The sequence below is a fragment of the Streptomyces sp. NPDC025793 genome, assembly GCF_055558375.1.
On sequence record NZ_JBVHMR010000031.1, the window covers coordinates 1 to 20,276 of the forward strand.

Annotated in this window: 13 protein-coding genes and 2 pseudogenes; 7 read left to right on the forward strand and 8 right to left on the reverse strand. The window is 69.5% G+C overall.

Features of this window, described 5'->3' with window-relative positions; genetic code table 11:
* Positions 1-204: 204 nt before the first annotated feature.
* Entirely contained in the window at positions 205-774 is a 570-nt protein-coding gene (locus ACZ4MF_RS36790) for a hypothetical protein (RefSeq protein ID WP_467497061.1), read from the reverse strand.
* A 636-nt stretch (positions 775-1,410) separates the two neighbouring features.
* Between ACZ4MF_RS36790 and ACZ4MF_RS36795 the strand changes: the two are divergent.
* Positions 1,411-1,710, forward strand: a pseudogene (locus tag ACZ4MF_RS36795) (4Fe-4S binding protein); the annotation flags it as partial.
* Between the two features lie 7 nt (positions 1,711-1,717).
* The gene (gene fdhD, locus ACZ4MF_RS36800) at positions 1,718-2,566 is read left to right on the forward strand and encodes a formate dehydrogenase accessory sulfurtransferase FdhD (RefSeq protein WP_467497063.1); all 849 of its coding nucleotides are present in this window, start codon (positions 1,718-1,720) and stop codon (positions 2,564-2,566) included.
* A 70-nt stretch (positions 2,567-2,636) separates the two neighbouring features.
* Here fdhD and ACZ4MF_RS36805 read toward each other — a convergent pair whose 3' ends face one another.
* Positions 2,637-3,458, reverse strand: coding sequence for a LysR family transcriptional regulator (locus ACZ4MF_RS36805; protein WP_467497065.1), 822 nt, complete (start codon positions 3,456-3,458; stop codon positions 2,637-2,639).
* 152 nt (positions 3,459-3,610) lie between these two features.
* On the opposite strand from ACZ4MF_RS36805, the gene ACZ4MF_RS36810 reads away from it, so the two are divergent.
* A complete protein-coding gene (locus tag ACZ4MF_RS36810; RefSeq protein WP_467497067.1) occupies positions 3,611-4,330 on the forward strand; it encodes an SDR family oxidoreductase in 720 nt (239 codons plus the stop codon).
* Between the two features lie 95 nt (positions 4,331-4,425).
* On the opposite strand, the gene ACZ4MF_RS36815 is transcribed toward ACZ4MF_RS36810, so the two are convergent.
* Together ACZ4MF_RS36815 and ACZ4MF_RS36820 are read right to left on the reverse strand one after the other, a co-directional pair.
* Positions 4,426-4,953: an isochorismatase family protein gene (locus ACZ4MF_RS36815; protein ID WP_467497069.1), complete on the reverse strand. Its 528-nt coding sequence runs from the start codon at positions 4,951-4,953 to the stop codon at positions 4,426-4,428.
* 19 nt (positions 4,954-4,972) lie between these two features.
* A complete protein-coding gene (locus tag ACZ4MF_RS36820) occupies positions 4,973-5,410 on the reverse strand; it encodes a MarR family winged helix-turn-helix transcriptional regulator (protein ID WP_467497071.1) in 438 nt (145 codons plus the stop codon).
* A 125-nt stretch (positions 5,411-5,535) separates the two neighbouring features.
* Between ACZ4MF_RS36820 and ACZ4MF_RS36825 the strand changes: the two genes are divergently transcribed.
* A complete protein-coding gene (locus tag ACZ4MF_RS36825) occupies positions 5,536-6,453 on the forward strand; it encodes a quinone oxidoreductase family protein (protein WP_467497162.1) in 918 nt (305 codons plus the stop codon).
* Between the two features lie 132 nt (positions 6,454-6,585).
* Positions 6,586-8,464: pseudogene (locus tag ACZ4MF_RS36830) on the forward strand (exo-alpha-sialidase).
* On the opposite strand, the gene ACZ4MF_RS36835 reads toward ACZ4MF_RS36830, so the two are convergent.
* A complete protein-coding gene (locus ACZ4MF_RS36835) occupies positions 8,414-9,433 on the reverse strand; it encodes a bile acid:sodium symporter family protein (RefSeq protein ID WP_467497163.1) in 1,020 nt (339 codons plus the stop codon). The pseudogene ACZ4MF_RS36830 and the gene ACZ4MF_RS36835 overlap by 51 nt on opposite strands.
* A 233-nt stretch (positions 9,434-9,666) precedes the next feature.
* Between ACZ4MF_RS36835 and ACZ4MF_RS36840 the strand changes: the two genes are divergently transcribed.
* Both ACZ4MF_RS36840 and ACZ4MF_RS36845 read left to right on the forward strand, forming a co-directional pair.
* Positions 9,667-10,536, forward strand: coding sequence for a LysR substrate-binding domain-containing protein (locus ACZ4MF_RS36840; RefSeq protein ID WP_467497073.1), 870 nt, complete (start codon positions 9,667-9,669; stop codon positions 10,534-10,536).
* Between the two features lie 277 nt (positions 10,537-10,813).
* Positions 10,814-12,640, forward strand: a complete 1,827-nt coding sequence (locus ACZ4MF_RS36845; protein WP_467497165.1) for an AMP-dependent synthetase/ligase — start codon at positions 10,814-10,816, stop codon at positions 12,638-12,640.
* A 54-nt stretch (positions 12,641-12,694) separates the two neighbouring features.
* Here ACZ4MF_RS36845 and ACZ4MF_RS36850 read toward each other — a convergent pair whose 3' ends face one another.
* Genes ACZ4MF_RS36850 through ACZ4MF_RS36860 form a run of 3 tightly spaced genes read right to left on the reverse strand, consistent with a single transcriptional unit; the run spans position 12,695 to position 20,266 of the window.
* Complete coding sequence (locus ACZ4MF_RS36850; protein ID WP_467497075.1) at positions 12,695-14,725, reverse strand: PQQ-dependent sugar dehydrogenase; 2,031 nt, start codon at positions 14,723-14,725, stop codon at positions 12,695-12,697.
* A 22-nt stretch (positions 14,726-14,747) separates the two neighbouring features.
* Complete coding sequence (locus ACZ4MF_RS36855; protein WP_467497077.1) at positions 14,748-17,012, reverse strand: alpha-galactosidase; 2,265 nt, start codon at positions 17,010-17,012, stop codon at positions 14,748-14,750.
* On the reverse strand, positions 17,009-20,266 hold the full coding sequence (locus ACZ4MF_RS36860; RefSeq protein WP_467497079.1) for a glycosyl hydrolase family 28 protein: 3,258 nt from the start codon (positions 20,264-20,266) through the stop codon (positions 17,009-17,011). Before ACZ4MF_RS36860 ends, ACZ4MF_RS36855 begins: the two co-directional genes overlap by 4 nt.
* Positions 20,267-20,276: the final 10 nt, after the last annotated feature.

The window sequence follows — 20,276 nt, forward strand, 5'->3', positions numbered from 1 at the left end:
AACCGAAGAGACAGCCCTGCCCGCCGAACTCAGCGCATAGCCTCAAAGCGAGATCACCGAGTGGCCGTCGATACACCACTCCCGCGGACATGACCTGGTTCCCCGCTGCGCCCCGCTTGTTCTGGTGCGGTAGTGGTGCAGAACTCGGCCGATCAGGACGTAATCACCTTCCATGGCGCCGCGATGTCAGGTGAAGACTGCGTTCTAGCGTTCTGTTTTTTGAAGCTTGCTCACGGACGCTTTCGCCACCTCTTGGAGCAGGTTGGGGTAATAACCGTCATGTGCGAATACCGTGATGGTGAGTGATACCGTGCCCACTCGCACCATGCCAAGGGTCGCGCATTCGCTCAGCCTGCTGGAAATCATACCGATACGGGTAACGGTGGAATCATCGCCCATCACCGGCAGTGTCAGGGGGGCCAAGTTCATGCGCTGTGTTCCATCTGTGAGATGGGGGCATCCCTTGGCGGAACTACGAGTTTCGTTGATGACCCGCTGCGCATCGGCCGATGAGGCATGGCCGACCAACGAGACCCTGACGAGCATCGTTCCGGCGGTCGTGTTGGCAGTGAAGGCCCTACCCAGCTCGGAAGAGGGATGGTAGGAGTCAGCGGATGCGTTGGAAGCGTTCAGGAATTCTGTGCAGACCGGCCCTCCGGAGCTCGCTGTGAGCTTTCGGCTCATGATCCCGGTGCTGTTCCGGGCTGTGTCAGCTCGCAGTCCCGGAACATCTGCGGCGGTTATCGCGGCAGCTTTGAGTTGGTTCTCCATCATCGGCGTCTCACTCGCCACCGAAGGCGAAGCGGCACCTGTTGGTGAGCCGGTGAGGTTGGTACTCGACTGCGTCGACCGCCTTGCGGCAGTTGGCACAGGATTTTGGTGTCCCTGGGCCGTTCCGCTGCCACTACTGCACGCCGACACCAGGACAATGCCCAGCGAGAGAACCGCTCCGCACGCAACGCGTCTAGCCTTGAGATCCACAGCCCCAACCCCGGGTCATCAGTTCGATCAGCGCAGGGAGTGTAGCGGCCGTGACGACTCAGCCCAGGGCACAGGATGCTGGCCGGTGCCGAAGGCACGTCATGCCGCCGGACGTTGTTGCCCCTGACAGGTCAAGAGGCCGCGTCGTGACTCGGATCGCCGCCCCACTCGGGCCGGTCGGCCGGAGGCCGCTCACGATGCGTACCTGCTCAACCCGCCACTAGCCCCAGCTCCCATCCCGTATGCCGTCGACCCACACACCGTGGAGCGGGCGTGGTGCAGGGGCGTCAAGGTGGAGCGCGCCACTGTACGAACGACCTTGACGCCCCTGGACCGCGTCTGCTCGGCTCTGCCTGGGTCGACGGTGTACGGGATGGGAGCACCCCACGCACGCCACTACGGACCCATGGCTGGAAACGGCGCCTCGGGAACGCACCGCTGACCGACTCGGCCTGTGTGTACTGCGGGAACTGCGTCGAGGTGTGCCCGACCGGCGCCCTCGCGCCGCGTACCGAGTTCGACATGCGGGCGGCCGGCACCTGGGACGAGGCACGGCAGACCGAGACGTCCACGGTGCGCGCGTACTGCGGAGTGGGCTGCACCCTCACCCTCCATGTGCAGGACAATGAGATCGTGAAGGTCACCTCACCGCACGACAATCCGGTGACCCACGGCAATCTCTGCATCAAGGGCCGTTTCGGCTACCAGCACGTACAGAACCGGGGCTGATCAGGACATGGGACGAGTCACGGAACGACGCAAGGTGCTCCGCATCCGGGATGGGGCGGTCTCCACCCGGCCGGACACACTCGTCGCCGAGGAACCCCTGGAGATCCGGCTCAACGGAAAGCCCCTCGCGATCACCATGCGCACGCCGGGCGACGACTTCGCGCTGGCGGCGGGATTTCTGGTGAGCGAAGGTGTACTGGCTACTGCATACGATCTACAGAACATCGTCTACTGTGCGGGGGCGACTGCAGACGGTTCCAACACCTACAACGTCGTGGACGTGCGGACCGCCCCGGACGTGGCGCTGCCGGACTTCACCCTGGAACGGAACGTCTACACCTCCTCCTCGTGCGGCCTGTGCGGCAAGGCCAGCCTGGACGCCGTCCGCACGACCGCGCGTTTCCCGATCGCCGACACTCCCCCGGTCCGGGTCACCCCCGAGCTGCTGGCGAGCCTCCCCGACCGGCTGCGGGCGGCCCAGCGGGTGTTCGACCGGACCGGGGGCCTGCACGCAGCGGCCCTGTTCACCGAGGACGGCGAGCTGCTGGACATACGGGAGGACGTGGGCCGCCACAACGCCGTGGACAAGCTGGTCGGACGAGCACTCCAGAACGGCGAACTGCCCCTGTCACGGACGGTCCTGCTCGTGTCCGGGCGGGCCTCGTTCGAGCTGGCGCAGAAGGCGGTGATGGCGGGCATCCCGGTGCTGGCGGCCGTGTCGGCGCCGTCCTCGCTGGCGGTGGACCTGGCCGCCGAGACGGGGCTGACCCTGGTGGGTTTCCTGCGGGGCAGCTCGATGAACGTGTACGCGGGCGAGGACCGCATCGCCCTGCGAAAGGCGGCCGCCCAGGGCTGAGGCCGACTCCCCGCGGCACGGCGGCGGGGCCCCGCCGGCGGGGAGCGCCCCTGCGCCGCGGGACCCCGCCTCAGCCGCGACCCGACGCCGCCGCGGCCTCGGCGAACTCGGTGATCAGGGGTGACGTGCGGCCGGCCGCCCAGGCCAGCAGCACCTGATCCGGTTCGGCGTCGGTGACCGGTACGTAGCTGATGTCCGGGCGGGAGTACTGCTCGGCGATCGAGTGCGGGACGAGTGTGATGCCGCTGCCGGCGGCCACGCACTCGAACTTCTCCTCGACGGTGCGCACGGGTATGTCGCCCGGCCCGGGAAGCGCATAGCGCAGCCACGTCTCGCCGTCGAGGTCGGCCAGGGACAGTTCCGGCTTTCCGTCGAGGCGGTGTCCGGCCGGGAGCATCACCACACGGGACTCGGTGTACAGGAGCCGCAGTTCGAGGCCCTCCTCGCGCAGCGGAGCGCGCACGTAGGCGATGTCGAGGGTGCCGTCGAGGACGAGCCGTTCCTGGTCGTCCCATTCAATGCGGCGGGCGCTGGTCTCGACGTCCGGGTGCGCGGCGCGGAAGGCACGCAGGGCGTGGGTGACGACGATGCCGGCGCGGAAGCCGACGACGAACCGGCGGGGCTCGTCGGCGGCCCGGCGCACCCGGCGTCGGGCGCCGTCGGCCGCGGCCAGCAACTGATGTGCCTCCTCATCGAGTTGGCGACCCGCGTCGGTCAACGTCACGCCATGGCTGTCGCGCAGAAACAGCTCGACACCCAAGTCCTTTTCCAGCGCTCTGATCTGACGGCTCAGCACCGGTTGGGCGATGTGCAGCAGCTCGGCGGCGCGGCCGAAGTGGAGCAGTTCGGCGACCGCGACGAAATAGCGGACCTTGCGCAGGTCCAGGTCCATGACCACCCCTCTCGTCGGCACGCTCACATAACTGCGGTGATGCCTTCAGGGTATCGCCGCGGGCGGAAGAGGTCTTGGACGTACACCCTCGTACGACCGCAGGCTGGAAGCGTCCGATCGGGATGGAATATCGGCATCGAGAGGAATTTCCCATGGATCTGCAGGGACAGCGCGTGGTCGTCATCGGGGGCACGTCGGGCATCGGGCTCGCGGTCGCCGAGGGGGCGGCGCGGGAGGGCGCCGAAGTGGTGGTGGCCTCGCGCCGGCCGGAGAGTGTGGACGCGGCGCTGAAGCGGCTGCCCGAGGGGGCCGAGGGGAGGACGCTGGGCGCGATGGACGAGGACGCGGTGCGCGGCTTCTTCCAGCAGGTCGGCGCGTTCGATCATCTGGTGTACACAGCGGGTGAGGCGCTGCTGCTGGAGAGCCTGGCCGAGACGACGGTCGAGCGGGCCCGTCGGTTCATGGACACACGGCTGTGGGGCGCGTACACGGCGGTGAAGCACGCCGCCGCCTCGATCCGCCCGGGCGGTTCGGTGGTGCTGACGACGGGGACGGCGGGGCGCCGGCCGGTGCCCGGTTCGAGTGCCGCGTCGGCGCTGTGCGGGGCGATGGAGTCGCTGACCCGGTCGCTGGCCGTGGAGCTGGCACCGGTGCGGGTCAACGCCGTCTCGCCCGGGGTCGTGCGCACCGAACTGTGGCGGGAATTGCCGGAGGACGTCCGGGAGGGGCTGTTCCGGTCGTCCGCCGAGTCGCTGCCGGTGGGACGGGTCGGCGAGCCGGCGGATGTCGCGGAGTCGTATCTGTATCTGATGCGCGGTGGCTACAGCACCGGGTCGGTGGTGGTCGTGGACGGCGGCGGCACGCTGGTCTGAGGCGTCAGCCGACAGCCGACAGCCGTCGGTGGGCAGTTGACAGTAGACGGTAGACAGTCGTCGGTGGGCGGTCGACGGTACACAGCGGACAGCCGTCAGCCGGCGGCGAGTCGGACGCCGGCGGCGGTCACGACCGTCCCGAGGCGGGGGAAGTCGAGCCGGACGGATGCCTCGTGCTCGGCGGCGGTGAAGGCGGCCATGGCGTCCTCCACGAAGACGAGGCCGTAGCCGAGGTCCGCGGCGGCGCGGGCGGTGGACTCGACGCCGAGGTTGGTGGCGATGCCCGCGAACACCAGGGTGGTGACGCCTCGTTCACGCAGCCGCTCGTGCAGTCCGGTGCCCTGGAAGGCGCCGAGGGTGTGCTTGACCACCTCCAGGTCGCCGTCGCGGGCGAGCCCGGCCACCAGGTCGCTGCCGGGCGGCTGTTCGGCGACCGAGGGGCGTTCGACCCGGACGAGCACGACGGGCGCTCCGGCGCCGCGGAAGGTGTGCGCCAGCTCTTCGGCGGTGGCGAGCACATGGGTGCCGGTGCGGGGTTCCAGGGGCAGCGCGACGATGCGGTCCATCAGGTCGATGAGGATCAGGGCGGTGCGCTGCGGATCGAGCACGGGAGCTGCGGTCATGACGGAACGTTAGCCGCCGTCAGCCATCCGTGCCGGAAATCCGGATCAACAGGTCCGTGAACTGATCGCGTTCGGCGGCCGAGAGCGGGGCCAGCAGGTCGTCGTTGGCCGCGCGGGCAGCCTCCTCGCAGCGTTCGAGGAGACGGGCACCCTCGTCGGTGAGGGACACGGCGTTCTTGCGCCGGTCCCGGGGGTCGGGGGCACGGACGACGTGGCCCGCGGACTGGAGGTCGTTCAGGACGCCGACCAGGTCCTTGGGGTCGAGGCCGACGCTGCGGCCGAGGTCGGCCTGGGCGACGGGGGCAAGGTCGCGGACGGCGGAGAGGACCACGTGGTGCCACATCTTCATGCCCTCGGCCCCGAGTGCCTCGGCGACCAGGGCACGGCCCCGGGCGGCGGCCCGGCCGAGGAGCCAGCTGGGCAGGGAGCGGATCGCGGACAGGGGTGCTTCAGCCATGACGGAAGCCTATCCAAAATTCATTGGACTTCCCAATGAAGGTCGACTACCGTTGGTGCTCCCAACGATTTCGCGGGTGTTCCCGACAACTGATGAGCCGGGTCCGCCCGGCCCTGGAGGTGCTGATGCGTCGCGTTCGCTACGACCGTCCTGGCGGCCCCCTCTTCCTGGAAGAGGCACCGGTCCCCGAGCCTGGCCCCGGGGAGCTGCTGGTGCGCTGCGAGGCGGTCGGCGTCACGCTGCCGATCGTCCGCAAGGTCACCGAGGCCGCCGATCCCATCGCGCTGGGCGGTGAGATCGCCGGTGAGGTGGTGGCGGTCGGTGAGGGCGCGACCCGATTCCGGCCGGGCGAGCGGGTGACCGGGCTGTGCTTCGGCCACGGGTACGCCGACTTCGCCGTACTGCACGGGACCATGACCTCACCGGTACCGGACGGCGCGAGCGCCGTTGACGCGGTCGCGCTGGTGCGCAGCGGCCTGGTGGCGTTCGGGGCACTGGAGGCGGCGCGGCCGGTACCGGACGAGGCGGTCCTCGTCACCGCTGCGGCGAGCGGCGTCGGGCATCTCGCCGTGCAGCTGGCGCGGGCGCGGGGCACGGGACGGGTGGTGGGCGCGGTGTCCGATCCGGCGAAGGCGGACTTCGTGCGGGCGCTGGGCGCGGACGACTGTATCCAATATACGGACAACAGTTGGGGGGATCCGGTCGATTGCATACTGGATGCGGTCGGCGGTGATCTGCTCGCCCCGGCGCTCGCCGCCCTCGCCCCGCACGGCCGCCTGGTCGCCTACAGTTCGGGCGGCGGCACGATCCGGGCCTACGACCTGCTCGTCGGCGCCAAGTCCGTGATCGGCTTCCAGATGGCTCTGATCGCCCGCGGCCGGCCAGAGCTGTACGAGCAGTGGCGCAAGGAGTTGTGGCGGCTGTTCACCGAGGGCGCCGTGACGCCCGCCGTGCACGCCGAGTTCGCCCTGGAGGACGCGGCGAAGGCGCACGAGGCGATCGAGACGCGCGCCAACCTCGGCAAGGTCGTCCTGCGTCCGTGAGGACCCGGCGCACTCCTTGCGCTGCACGCTTCTTGTGGGGCGCCGGGGCCACAACTACCGTCATCGGTGCGCGTGTTGGACATCGGATGTCCGGTTGTCCGGATGTCCGATCGACGAAGGGCAGGTCGCACCATGCCGTCAGGCCTTGGCGCCCGTCTCAGATCCGTACTCGCCCTCGTATGCATGACGGCGACACTGCTCCTGGTGCCGCTCGCCTCTCCTCACCCAGCACAGGCCCAGCCGGTGGAAAAAACACCCCAGTTCGCTCAGCAGGTCCTGTTCAAGGCCTCCCAGGACCCCGGCTACGCCTGCTTCCGCATCCCGACGGTCGTCAAGGCCGTCGACGGCACACTGCTGGCGTTCGCCGAGGGACGGGTCCCCAACTGCGGGGACGCCACCGACATCGACATCGTGCTCAAGCGCTCCACCGACGGCGGCCGCACCTGGGGGCCGCTCCAGGTGGTCAACAAGGGCGGCGGCGACACCCACGGCAACCCGGCGCCGATCGTGGACCGCACCACCGGCCGCGTCTGGCTCGCGGAGACGTACAACACGGGCCGTACGGACAGCGCCAGCTGCTCGGTGCCGTGCGACCGTACCCCACACCTCCAGTACAGCGACGACAACGGCCTGACCTGGTCCGTACCACGCGACCTGAGCCCGGAGATCCTGCCCACCGCCTGGAACTCCTGGTACGCGACCGGGCCGGCGCACGGCATCCAGCTCACGCACGGCCGGTACGCCGGGCGGCTGGTCCTCGGGGTGAACGCCGAGTCCTGGGACGGCACCCGGATCACCGCCAACCACGCGGCGCTGATCATCAGCGACGACCACGGCGGCCACTGGCGGGTCGGCGCCCAGGAGACCTGGCCCATCGCAGAAGACGGCACCTTCCGGCAGAAACCCTCCGAACTCACCCTCGCCGAACTCGGCGACGGCTCCGTTCTGGTCAGCGGACGGGAGCAGGACGGCACCGACCTCGGCCACCGCACCCAGGCCGTCAGCCGCGACGGCGGTTCCCGCTTCACCGCCGCCTTCCACGACCTGCCGGACCTGTACGCACCGATGGTGCAGGGCTCGCTGCTGCGGCTCGGCGACCGCCTGCTGCTCGCCTGCCCCGCCGACCCCGACCGGCGCCGCACGATGATGATCCGCTCCTCCTACGATGGCGGCCGCACCTGGGACAGCGTGGACCGCGGCACGGTCGTCACCAGGGACTGGTCCGGCTACTCCGACCTGGTCCGCGCCACCGGGGACACGATCGGCCTGGTCTACGAGGGCGGTGCGGTGGACTCGCGCGACGAGATCCGCTTCGCCCGCTTCACCGAGAGCTGGCTCGCCCCGCGCCGCGGCCGCGATCCGGTGACCGCCGACCTGGCCCCGCACGCCCGCCCGGCCGCGGTGCTCGGCGGCGCGAAGGAGACGCGGGGGGGTGTCCGGCGGCGCGCTGGAGTTCAACGGCACCGACGCGGCCGTACGCCTGCCGTACAACAGCCGGCTGCCGCTCGGCACGAAGGACTTCACGGCGTCGCTGTGGTTCCGGTACACGGCCACCACCGGTGAGCAGCCATTGCTGTGGATGGGCGGGATCGGCACCACGCAGCCCCAGGTGTGGCTGCGCGGGGAGCCGGCGAACAACCGGATCCAGGGCTTGATCACCGTGCGGGACGGCGCGACGGCTCCGCAGTCTGCATACGTTCGCACGAATACTGCATACAACGACGGCCAGTGGCATCACGTGGTGCTCCGGCGGGGCGGCGGCCGGCTGATGTTGTCGGTCGACGGTATGCAGTCGTCCGTATCCGACATCCCGGGATCGGTCAGCCGTAACTCCCCCTTCGGCGTGCACATCGCTCAGCGCATGGACAGCCGCGCCTTCTTCACCGGCGCCATCGACGACGTGCACGTATGGGACCGAGCCCTCACCGACCGGGAGCTGTCGGACCCGAAGGCCCTGCGCTCAGCGAAGGACACGGTCCTGTGGCTGCCCCTGGACCACGTGGGCCGCTGACGCCCCCGGCACGGCGTCCAGAACCTCCTCCGGATCGCGGGCACGGCGCTTGGCGATGACCGCGCACACCATCAGCTGCATCTGGTGGAAGAGCATGAGCGGCAGCACGGCGAGGGAGGCGTGGGCGCCGAACAGGACGCCGGCCATGGGCAGCCCGGAGGCGAGGGACTTCTTCGACCCGGCGAACTGGATGGCGATCCGGTCCGCCCGGCCGAAGCCGAGTGCCTTGCCTCCGTACCAGGTCAGCAGCAGCATCACGGCCAGCAGGGCGGCCTCCACGACGACCAGGCCCCCGAGCCGCGCGGGGCTGACCTGGTGCCATATGCCCTGGGTCATGCCCTCGCTGAAGGCGGTGTAGACGACGAGCAGGATGGAGCCGCGGTCGACCAGGCCGAGGACCTTCTTGTGCCGCGTGATGAAGCCGCCGATCCAGCGGCGCAGCAGCTGTCCGGCAAGGAACGGCACCAGCAGCTGGAGCACGATCTTCATCAGGGAGTCGGCGGAGAACCCGCCGCCGCTGTTGCCGAGGAGCGCCGCCGCCAGCAGCGGGGTGATCAGTATGCCGGCGAGGGAGGAGAAGGAGCCCGCGCAGATCGCCGCGGGCACGTTGCCGCGGGCGATCGAGGTGAACGCGATGGACGACTGGATCGTGGACGGCACCAGCGTCAGGAACAGCAGGCCCTGGTAGAGCGGATGCGTCAGCAGCGTCGGCACCAGGGCCCGCGCGGCGAGCCCGAACACCGGGAAGAGCACGAACGTGCACAGCAGCACCGTGGTGTGCAGCCGCCAGTGGCGCAGCCCGTCCAGTGCCTCCCGGGTCGACAGCCGGGCGCCGTAGAGGAAGAAGAGGAAGGCGATCACGGTCGTCGACGCGCCCGAGGCGACGTCGGCGGCCGCCCCCCGGGCCGGGAGGAGCGCGGCGAGGCCCACGGTCCCCAGCAGCAGGACGATGTACGGGTCGATCGGCATCCAGCTCGGCCGGCGCAGGCGTGTCACGGTGCTCCGATGTGCTCTGTGTGTGCGGGTGGGAGGGGCTGAAGGTGTCGTCGGTCGGTACGGGTCGGCAGGTGTCGCCGATTGTTTCTCTTCTCGTCGGGGCCCGCAGGAGCCCCTTCCATCGTCCTCCGCGCCTCACCGATCGGGAATCTCGACCACCACTCTGACTGTCATCATGTTTTGTGATGACCGGCTAGGCTGGCACCGTGTACGAGCCGGCGCAGCTGCGCTCCTTCCTCGCCGTGGCCCAGACCCTGAGCTTCACGCAGGCCGCGCGCCGACTCGGGCTGCGCCAGTCCACGGTCAGCCAGCATGTCCGCCGTCTGGAGGACGCGACCGGCCGGCAGCTGTTCACTCGGGACACCCATGCGGTGGAGTTGACCGAGGACGGCGAGGCGATGCTGGGGTTCGCCCGGCGGATCCTCCAGGTGCACGAGCAGGCGACGGCGTTCTTCACCGGCACCAGGGTGCGCGGCCGACTGCGGTTCGGCGCCTCGGAGGATTTCGTGCTCACCCGGCTCCCGGAGATCCTGGAGGCCTTCCGCTACGACCATCCCGAGGTCGACCTCGAGCTGACCGTGGAGCTGTCCGGCACCCTGCACGAGCAGCTGGCCGCCGGAAAGCTGGACCTGGTGCTCGCCAAGCGCCGCCCCGAGGATCCCCGTGGCGAGCTGGTGTGGCGCGACGACCTGGTATGGATCGGCGCCGAGCGGCTGCGCCTGGACGCCGACCGGCCCGTCCCACTGATCGTGTATCCCCCGCCCGGCATCACCCGGGCCCGTGCGCTTCAGGCTCTGGAGCGCGAGGGCCGGGCGTGGCGGATCGTGTGCACCAGCGGTAGCCTCAACGGCCTCATCGCGGCCGCCCGCGCCGGCCTCGGCGTGATGGCCCACTCCCGGCGTCTGATCCCGCCCGGCCTGTTCCGCCTGCCGGACCGTGCCGGACTGCCCGGCCTCGGCAAGGTCGACTTCGTCCTCGTCCACGGCCGCCGCCACGGCGCGGCGGAGGACGCCGCGAACGCTCTGGCCGCGGCCGTCCTGGCGGGCGGCGAGCGGCTGGGGCGACGCGGCGACTGACCGGAGCGGCACGCTGTATGTCGCGTGCAGGACGGTGTGGGCGGTAATCGGCCCGTACAGATTCGGTGGAGATTACGGCACCGAAACTTACTGACCCGTCAGTATCGTGTCCGGCCCTTCCCCATGTGAGGGCATTTTCCGGTCACCTCCCAGGAAAAACGTGAGGTTTGCACGGTTAACTACCCCCTCCCGCCCGGTGACGCCGTGGGGTAGCTTTCACCGCGCTGTGCCGAGCATCACGGGCGTGACCAAGCAGCGAGGATCGGGGAGCGAGGTTTTGCGCGAGTTCACCAACCCGCCGTTGGCGTCGGCGCCGCCGGTGGGCGGCCTGGCCGACGTCGTCTTCGAGCATGCCCAGAGCGACCCGACCCATGTCGCCCTCGGCCGCAAGGATCCGGACGGGCAGTGGCGCGACGTGACCGCCGCCGAGTTCCGTGACGAGGTCATGGCCCTCGCCAAGGGCCTGCTCGCGCGCGGTATCCGCTTCGGCGACCGCGTCGCGATCATGTCCCGTACCCGCTACGAGTGGACCCTGTTCGACTTCGCGCTGTGGTCGGTCGGCGCCCAGGTGGTGCCCGTCTACCCCACCTCCTCGGCCGAGCAGTGCTTCTGGATGCTCTACGACGCCGAGGTGACCGCGGCGATCGTGGAGCACGAGGACCACGCGATGACCATCGCCACCGTCATCGACCGCCTCCCGCAGCTGCGCCAGCTGTGGCAGCTGGACGCGGGCTGTGTGCAGGAGCTGTACGACGCCGGCGCGCACCTGGACGACGACACGGTGCACCGGCACCGGCAGGCCATCACGCCGGACTCGATCGCCACGATCATCTACACCTCCGGCACCACGGGCCGCCCGAAGGGCTGTGTGCTCTCGCACGGCAACTTCATGTTCGAGGCGGACACGATGATCCAGCGGTGGCAGCCGGTGTTCCACACCAAGAGGGACGACCAGGCCTCCACACTGCTGTTCCTGCCGCTCGCGCACGTCTTCGGGCGGATGGTCGAGGTCGCCGCGATCCGCGGCAAGGTCCGCTTCGGGCACCAGCCGCAGCTGCACGCCGCCGCCCTGCTGCCCGATCTGGCCGCGTTCAGGCCGACGTTCATCCTGGCGGTGCCGTACATCTTCGAGAAGGTGTTCAACTCCGCGCGCCGCAAGGCGGAGAAGGAGGGAAGGTCGGGGCCGTTCGAGAAGGCGGTCGACATCGCGGTGAAGTACGCGGAGGCCGTGGAGGCCAAGGCGTGGGGCACCGGGCCCGGCCCGTCGGCGGGACTGCGCATGCAGCACCAGCTCTTCGACAAGCTCGTCTACGGCAAGGTCCGCGCGGCGATGGGCGGCCGGATCCGCAACGCGATGTCCGGTGGTTCGGGGATGGACCGGCGCCTGGGGCTGTTCTTCGCGGGCGCGGGCGTGCAGATCTACGAGGGCTACGGCCTGACGGAGTCGACGGCCGCGGCGACCGCCAACCCGCCCGAGCGTACCCGTTACGGCACGGTCGGCCAGGCCATCCCCGGGATGACCGTGCACATCGCCGACGACGGGGAGATCTGGCTGCACGGCGCCAACGTCTTCCAGGGCTACCTCAACAACCCCAAGGCCACCGACCAGACCCTGCACGAGGGCTGGCTGGCCACCGGCGACCTCGGCTCGCTGGACGAGGACGGCTATCTGACCATCACCGGCCGCAAGAAGGAGATCCTGGTGACCTCCGGCGGCAAGAGCGTCTCGCCCGGGGTGCTGGAGGAGCGGGTCCGCGAACATCCGCTGGTGAACCAGTGCATCGTGGTCGGCAACGACCGGCCGTACATCGCCGCCCTGGTCACCCTCGACCAGGAGGCCGTCGAGCACTGGCTGCAGATGCGCGGCAAGCCGAAGCTGACCCCGGTGCAGCTGGTGCGCGACGCCGACCTGGAGACGGAGGTGCGGCGGGCGGTGGTGGCCGCCAACACTCTCGTCTCCCAGGCCGAGTCGATCCGCACCTTCCGCATACTGGCGCAGCCGTTCACCGAGGAACACGGCCTGCTCACGCCGTCGTTGAAGCTGAAGCGGAAGGCGATCGAGAAGGTCTACGACAACGAGGTCGAGGCCCTCTACCGGACCTGACGTAGCGTCACACACTCACCTTCGAGTGATGACACTGCGTCAGTTCCCGCCGTGTCACTTGATCGTCACTCGGAAGATCTTGTCGGAGCCGTCGGGGGCGTTGCCGTTGTTGTCGCAGTTGGTGGTGGACAGCCACAGCTCGTCGGCGCCGGGCACCTTGGTGACCGTGCGCAGCCGGCCGTAGGAGCCGACGTAGTACGCGGTAGGGGTGCCGACGTTCTCGGTGTCGCCGTTGATGGGGATGCGCCACAGGCGTTCGCCGCGCAGGGAGGCCATGTAGATGACGTTGCGGACGACGGCGATGCCGCTGGGCGAGGCCTCGGAGACGTTCCAGGTGGCCTTGGGGTTGGTCATGCCGGGGACGCTGCAGGTGCCTTCGCAGGTGGGCCAGCCGTAGTTCGCGCCGGGCTTGATGAGGTTGAGTTCGTCCTTGGAGCTGTTGCCGAACTCGGCCTCCCACAGGCGGCCGTTGCGATCGAAGGCGAGGCCCTGCGGGTTGCGGTGGCCGTAGCTGTAGACGTAGTTGCCGAACGGGTTGCCGGGGGCCGGCTTGCCGTCGGTGGTCATGCGCAGGATCTTGCCGTTGAGGGAGTTCTTGTCCTGGGCGAGATCGGGCTGCTGGGCCTCGCCGGTGGAGGCGTAGAGGTAGCCGTCGGGGCCGAAGACGAGGCGGCCGCCGTTGTGGTAGCGGTTCTTCTTGATGCCCTGGAGCAGGATCTTGTAGCCGGTGAGGGTGGTGCCGTCGTAGGTCATGCGGACGACCCGGTTGCCCTCGGCGGCGGTGTGCATGAAGTAGACGTAGTGGTTCGTGGCCCACTTGGGGTCGACGGCGACGCCGAGCAGGCCGCCCTCGCCGTTGGTGGTCACCGCGTTCGGGACGGTGCCGACCTGGGTCCTCGTGCCGTCCTTGGTGACCTTCCAGACCCGGAAGTCGTCCCGCTCGGTGACGAGGGCGGTCTTGCCGTCGGGCATCCAGTAGGTGCCCCAGGGGATGGTCCAGCCGGTGGAGAGGGTGGCGATGGACGACGGGACGCCGCCGTCGGTGGCGCAGGCCTTGGTGGTGAAGGAGACCGTGTTGCTCGGCGGTGAGACGTTGCCGGCGGCGTCGCGGGCGACGACGTCGAGGGTGTAGGGGCTGTTGCAGGCGAGCCCGGTGAGGGTGGTGGAGGTGCCGGTGGTGACGGTCTGGTAGACGGTCGAGCCGCTGCGGATGTCGTAGGCGGTGATGCCGCGGTCGTCGGTCGAGGCGCCCCAGGTGAGGTCGACGGTATTCGATGTGATGTCGACTGTATGCAATGTACCGGGTGCGGTCGGCGGTGTGGTGTCGGAGCTGGGCTTCGTCGTGCAGTCGACGACCGGGCTGGCGGGCGAGGTGTTGCCGGCCGCGTCCCGGGCGATGACCGTGAGGTCGTAGGTGGTGTTCGGGGTGAGCCCGGTGAGCGTGCGCGTCGTGGTGGTGCCCGGTGCTTCGCCGATCTTGTTGCCGTGCTCGTAGAGGTCGTACGCCGCGACGCCTGTGTCGTCCGACGACGCGCCCCAGGACAGGGTGAGCCGGTCCTCGCCGATGTCCGAGCAGGAGGGCTGCCCGGGGCGGGTGGGGGGCTGGGTGTCGGTGGCGGCCGCGAGGCTCAGGCGGTCGAGGTTGGGGCCGCCGTTGTCGGTGGTGGCGGTCGCGCGGATCGTGTTGGTGCCCCCCTTCAGCTGGACGTTCACGGTCCTGGTCGCCCAGGTGTTCCAGTCGGTGGTGGCCGGGAAGGAGACGGCGGGTGCCGCGACGGTGCCGTTGACGGAGAGGTCCATCGGCCGGTCGGTGGTGGTGCCGTTGGCGTACCGCAGGGTGAGTGAGGCGGGGCCGGCGGTGGCCGCGGAGACGGTGAACTCCACGGAGGAGCCCCTGACGTTGGTGTAGTCGACGAAGCCGGTTCCGGTGTAGCCGGTGTGGTTGGTGGTGACGGTGCCCTGGGAGATCAGGGCGTCCTCGGCCTGGTAGTCGGTGGCGGCGAGGGCGGTGCCCTGGCTCAGTGCGGCCAGGGGCAGCGCGAGTACCGCGGCCAGGCCGTAGGGAACAACTCTCCTGATGGTCATGGCTGTTGGTCCCCTGTCTCCTTCAGCCCGTGTACCGGGTGAAGATCTTGAGGTAGTCGTACGGCTGTTGCGTCACTCCGCTGCACGCGTCACCGTCGGTGCCCGAGCCGCAGGGGCGGTCGCGGTTGACGGACCAGTAGGTCAGGCGGGCGATGTGGTGCTGTTGGGCGTAGGCGAGCATGGTGCGGAAGTCGGCGGTGCGGACGAGCTCGCCGGGGTCGTCGGTCTTCCCGTTCATGGACGACAGGCCGATGTGGGCGAAGGCGGTGGCGTCGCTGTAGCCGTAGGCGGCCTTGACGCGGGCCTTGAGGCCGTCCATGGCCCGAGTGGTGAGGGTGCCCATGGTCGTGGTGCCGCCGCCGAAGTCGAACGGCATGATGCACCAGACGTCGTTCTGCAGCCCGGACCTGGCAGCCCGCTGGATCATGTCGACGCCGGTGGCGTCGGGTCCGGTCGTGGTGGTGCCGAAGGTGATGACGGTCTTCAGGCCGGGGTTGTTCGCCTTCACCGTCTTCAGGGCGTCGATGACGCGCTGGCGTACGGTGGCGTTCGTCCACTCGGTGTTCTCGATGTCGATGTCGATCGCGTGCAGACGGTATGCAGTGATCAGTTTTTGGTATGCAGTCGCCAGCGCCCCGGCGCTCGCGCACTTCTCGCCCAGCTTCGCGCCGCTCCAGCCGCCGATGGAGACGATGACATCGCCGCCTGCGGACCGTATACGGTCGACGGTCGACTGATCACTGCCACCGGTCAACGGTCGACTGCCGTCCCACTTCGGGTTGCAGGTGCCGTCGGACAGGACGAACGCGAGCGTGAACCACTTCACACCGGTCGCCGACATCACCTTCGTCGGGTCGGGCGGATTCCCCCAGCCCAGGTACTCGTAGGGGGCGACCGCCATGCCGGGAGCGGCAGCGGTTGCGGTGGCAGCCGCCGGCCGGGCCGAGCCCGTGGGCCGTACCCGGATCAGGCGGGTCTCCCCCGGTCGCAGGGTCGCGCTGTAGGAGCCGGCGATCGTGCCGCGCTGGGCGCCGGACCACAGGTCGGTGACGTCGCCGGAGCCGGTGAAGCCGATCCGGGACCAGTCGACGGACACGGTGGCGGAGCCGGCGGTCGCGGTGTTGAACAGGGCGACCGCGTAGGAGCCGTCGCTCTCGCGTTTGCTCCAGACCTGCTGGGATCCGTTGTCGACCACGCGTTTCGCGGCGACGCCGTCCTGGTCGACGCCGATCAGCCGGTCGTTGGTGAGCATGGCCCTGTCGTCCGGGTCGAGGTGGGTGAGGTCGGTGCCGAGCAGCAGCGGGGCCGCCGCCATCGCCCACAGGGTGAACTGGGAGCGGCGCTGGTCGGCGGTGAGTCCGGCCCGGTCGCCGTTGCCGATCTCCAGGGAGTCGAGGTCGTTCCAGCCGCCGGGGCCGGCGTAGGGCTGCCAGGCGGCGGCCGAGTCGAAGCGGCGCGCGACATGGGTCCAGTCGGTGAGGGGGTAGCCGCTGCCGTTCGGGCCCGGGCCGCAGTAGCACTCGACGTCGCCCTGGGTGCGCCAGCTGTTGGCGAGGCTGCTCCAGGTGCCGGCGTGGTCGAGGGGGAGGTTGTTGGACAGGGCGAGGGTGAGGGGGCGGCCGGTGGCGCGCAGGGCCTTGTCCCAGGCCTGGACGTCGGGGATGTCCTGGCTGCCCACGCCGTCGATCTTCAGGTAGTCGACGCCCCACGAGGCGAACTGCCGGGCCCAGGAGTTCACGAACTCCTGGGCGCCCGGCTTGGTGTAGTCGAGGGCGTACATGTTCTTGCAGTTGTAGTTCTTCTCCGTCGTCGAGGTGTCCGCGATGTCCTTGGCGTGGTAGGGCGTGCCTTCGACGGGGGTGTTCTTGAGGACGGCGTTCTTGGCGATGCCGGGGGTGACGTAGAAGCCGAACTTCAGGCCCTTGGCGTGTATGTGGTCGGCGACGGCCTTGATGCCGTGCGGGAATCTGGCGGGGTCGGGGCTCCAGCGGCCGTAGCCGTCGACGGTGAAGCCGTTGCTGTCGCACTTCTGCCAGAAGTCGTCGAGGTTGACCTGGACGAAGCCGTGCCGGGCGAGGCCCGAGGAGGCCAGCGCGTCGGCCTGTGCCTCGATCGTGGCCTCGGTGGGCTGACGGCGTACGAAGCTCCAGCTGCTCCAGCCCATGGCGGGCCGGACGGACTGGCCGTTGTCGGAGGCGGCCGCGGGGTGGGCGCCTCCTGTGAGCGGTACGGCGGCGGCGATGAGCAGTCCGGCCGCCACCGTTGTGGGTGTTCGGAAGCGTGTCATGGATGTCGTTCCCTGTTCACGGCGGGGGTGGCGTAGGAGGTGCCGATCCAGGCCTCGTCGATCCGCAGCTGCCGGTAGTGGGTGGTGTCGGTGGCGGCGGCCCAGGTGGAGTCGACCTCGAGGCGGACGTAGCGGGCGGTGCCGGCGGGCAGGTCGATGGTCTGCACGCCGCGGGCGCTGGGGAGTTGGCCGGTGGTGACGGCGCTGCCCCAGTGGGTGCCGTCGCTGCTCAGGTACACCTTGTACGCCTTGATGCGCGCGGACTGTTCGGTGGCGGAGCGGGCGTAGGCGACGGAGTCCTCGCGCTGGTTGAGCCCGAGGTAGCGGACCTTTTGGGCCGTGCCGAGGTCGAAGGTGAGGGTGACGGGCAGGGTCTTGCCGTTGTCCCAGTAGGTGAGGTAGGAGCCGTCGCCGGCGGCGGAGGCGGGGTGGCCGCTCGCGGAGGCGCTCGCGGTCACGGTGGTGCCGGTCGCGATGCCCTGGCGGCCCGCGGTGATCACCTTGAAGACGGTGTCGTACGGGTCCCAGCCGCCGAGGCCGGTGAGGGTGAGGGTGCCGCCGGACTGCGACCATGCGACGGCTTTGCCGGTGCGGAGGTTGGTGACCGAGGCGATGCGGTAGCCGTTGTCGCGGATGCGCAGGGTGGAGGTGCTCGGCGGGGTCAGGACGTGGATGTACTGGCGGTTCGGGTCGTCCTTGGCGATGGTGGTGACGCCGTGGGCGCCGTCGTTCCAGTTGCCGGGTGCGAGGCCGCCGTACATGTAGCCGCCGCCCTCGGTGCCGTGCAGGGACTCCCAGATCGGGTCGAGGTAGGAGTTCGCGAAGGTGTTGAAGGCGGCCTGGTTCGCCGGGAATCTGCCGTTGACCTGGGCGGTCTCGGCCATGAGCGCCTTGACGGAGGATCCGGCGTTGGAGATGAGGCGGCCGAGGGTGAGTCCGCGGTCGACGGTGGGGTCGGTGCCGTCGTACCACCAGGCGCCGGTGGACGGCAGTTTGAAGTCGGCTTCCGTGAGGCGGGGTTGGGCGGTGTATACAGCCTGCGGGTAGTCGTATGCAGGCGTCATGCCCGTCTTCTGCTCATTGCTGATCATGTCCATGATCGGCGTGTCTTCGTTGTTGTTGCTGAGGGTGTAGTTGGGGCGCTTCTGGTAGATCTGCGCGTAGAGGTCGTGGCTCAGCCAGTAGTCGTTGTCGTTGTCGATCCAGAAGCCGCCGAGGTCCGGGTAGCGGTCCATGACCTCGAAGAAGTTGTCGTACGAGAATTCACCGAAGCCGTCGCGGGTGGTCAGGTCGACCTGCTTGCCCTTGTAGGCGGAGTAGGCGGCGGAGTCGAGCCATTCGTGGCCGCCGTCGCCGTGCCACTGCGGGTCGTCGGTCATGTAGAGGATGACCTTCATGCCCTTGGCTTTGGCTGCCGTGATGAGTTCGCCGAGGAAGTCCCGCTTGGTGGAGCAGGAGCCGGGGATCTTCGAGGGCCAGGGGCGGGCGTAGCCGAGTCGGCTGTGGAAGGTCGCCAGTACGAGGTATTGCGTATGCAGTTTTCTGGCTTCGTTCACCCAGTAGTCCGGCGTCCAGCCGCCGGCGATGACGTCCTTCTCCCAGGCGGCGCAGTCGGTGTGGGCGGGGGCGGTGCGCAGACCCCAGTGCAGGAAGAGGCCGCCGACGGAGGCGCGCAGGAAGGCCTGGCGGGGGTTGTCCAGGTCCGTCGGGCGGGCGGGTGTGCCGCAGTCCTCGCTCGATCCGGTCGCCGAGACGCGCAGGGCGGCGCCGGTGGTGGAGTGGCTGTCGGTCAGGCAGTAGCCCGTGACGTTCTGGAAGCCGATGTCGTGCGGGGACCCGCTGCCCTTCTGGGCGGTGAAGCGGGTCAGCCGGACACCGCTCGCCGCGTTCGCGATGACGGCGGGACGGCCGTCGTCGGCGGTATACCGCACACTGCTGTCGATGAACTGTATACCGTCGACATTGTGCAGGTACCAGCCGTACGCCGGCCGGGTCCCGATGCTCTTCGGGTTGTAGTCGCCCGGATCGTTGCCCGGCACGCCCGTCGACATGGTGCCGTTGCCGCCGGGGACCGTGATGTTGACGTTGGTGAAGGTGACCCCGCTGATCCTGTGGCCGTTCTCGCCCCACAGGGTCGGGCTGAAGGAGGGGCTGTTGCCGGTCGCCGTGATGTCGTCGTACGTGACATCGCTGATCGATCCGACACCGGGGCTGCCACCGCACCGCTTTCGTGTGCCGATCTTCTCCATGATCGGGGAGTGGACGTCGGTCATCGTGATGTCGCGGTAGTGGACGTCGGAGATCTTCGCGCCGTCCATGGAGACCATGCCGAGGCCGGACTTGTCGGCGCCTTCGATGCGGATCTTCTCGAACTGGTAGTCCGAGAAGTCGCCGCAGGTCTCCGAGCCGAACATCAGGGCGTTGCAGCAGCGCGCCGAGAGCACCGAATCGCTCACCCGGACATGGCCGTTGGGGAGCTTGGCGCCGAGGGCGTAGTCGCTCTTGAAGACCAGGGCGTCGTCGTTGGCGGAGATGTGCGCGCCGGTGATGGTGACATTCGTGGTGGAGATGACGTTCCAGCCGTCGCGGTCGCTCGCGGTGTCGATGGTCAGCCGGTCGGAGACGACGTTCGTGCAGCCGTTGACCAGGGCGGCGAAGTGGCCGCCGCGACGCAGGGTGAGGCCGTCGCCGAGGCGCAGCCCGTCGCAGCGGGTCAGGGACAGGATCTTGTCGGCCTGGCCGGACCTGGGGTTGCCGGTGATCAGGTGGCCCGCGCCGTCGATGACGCCGTCGCCGGTGAAGCCGATGTCGGTGAGCTTGTCGCCGTAGATCATCGCGTCGTGGAAATGGCTGTGCCCGAAGTCCTGGTACGTGTCGTTCGGGTTGGGCTCGGGCGCGTCGTAGGTGCCCGCCGAGGAGCCCTGGAGGGTGGCGCCCCGGTCGAGCTGGAGCGTCACATGGCTCTTCATGTGGATGGTGTTCCCGGACTGGTAGGTGCCGGCCGGGAAGCGGACGGTGCCGCCGCCGGCCGCGGCCGCGGCCGCGATGGCCTTGTCGACGGCGGGGGTGTCGTTGGCGTGGCCGTCGCCCTTGGCGCCGTACGCGCGTACGTCGTACACGGCGGCGGGGCGGGCGGCGGGCCGCGGGGCCGCGAGGGCGGCCGGGTGGGTCAGGCCGAGGACCACGGCGAGGGCGGCGAGAAGGATCGCCGCCGCCCTTCTCGCGTGGCCGGGGCCGGCGGTATGGGGTGTCAACGGACCGCTC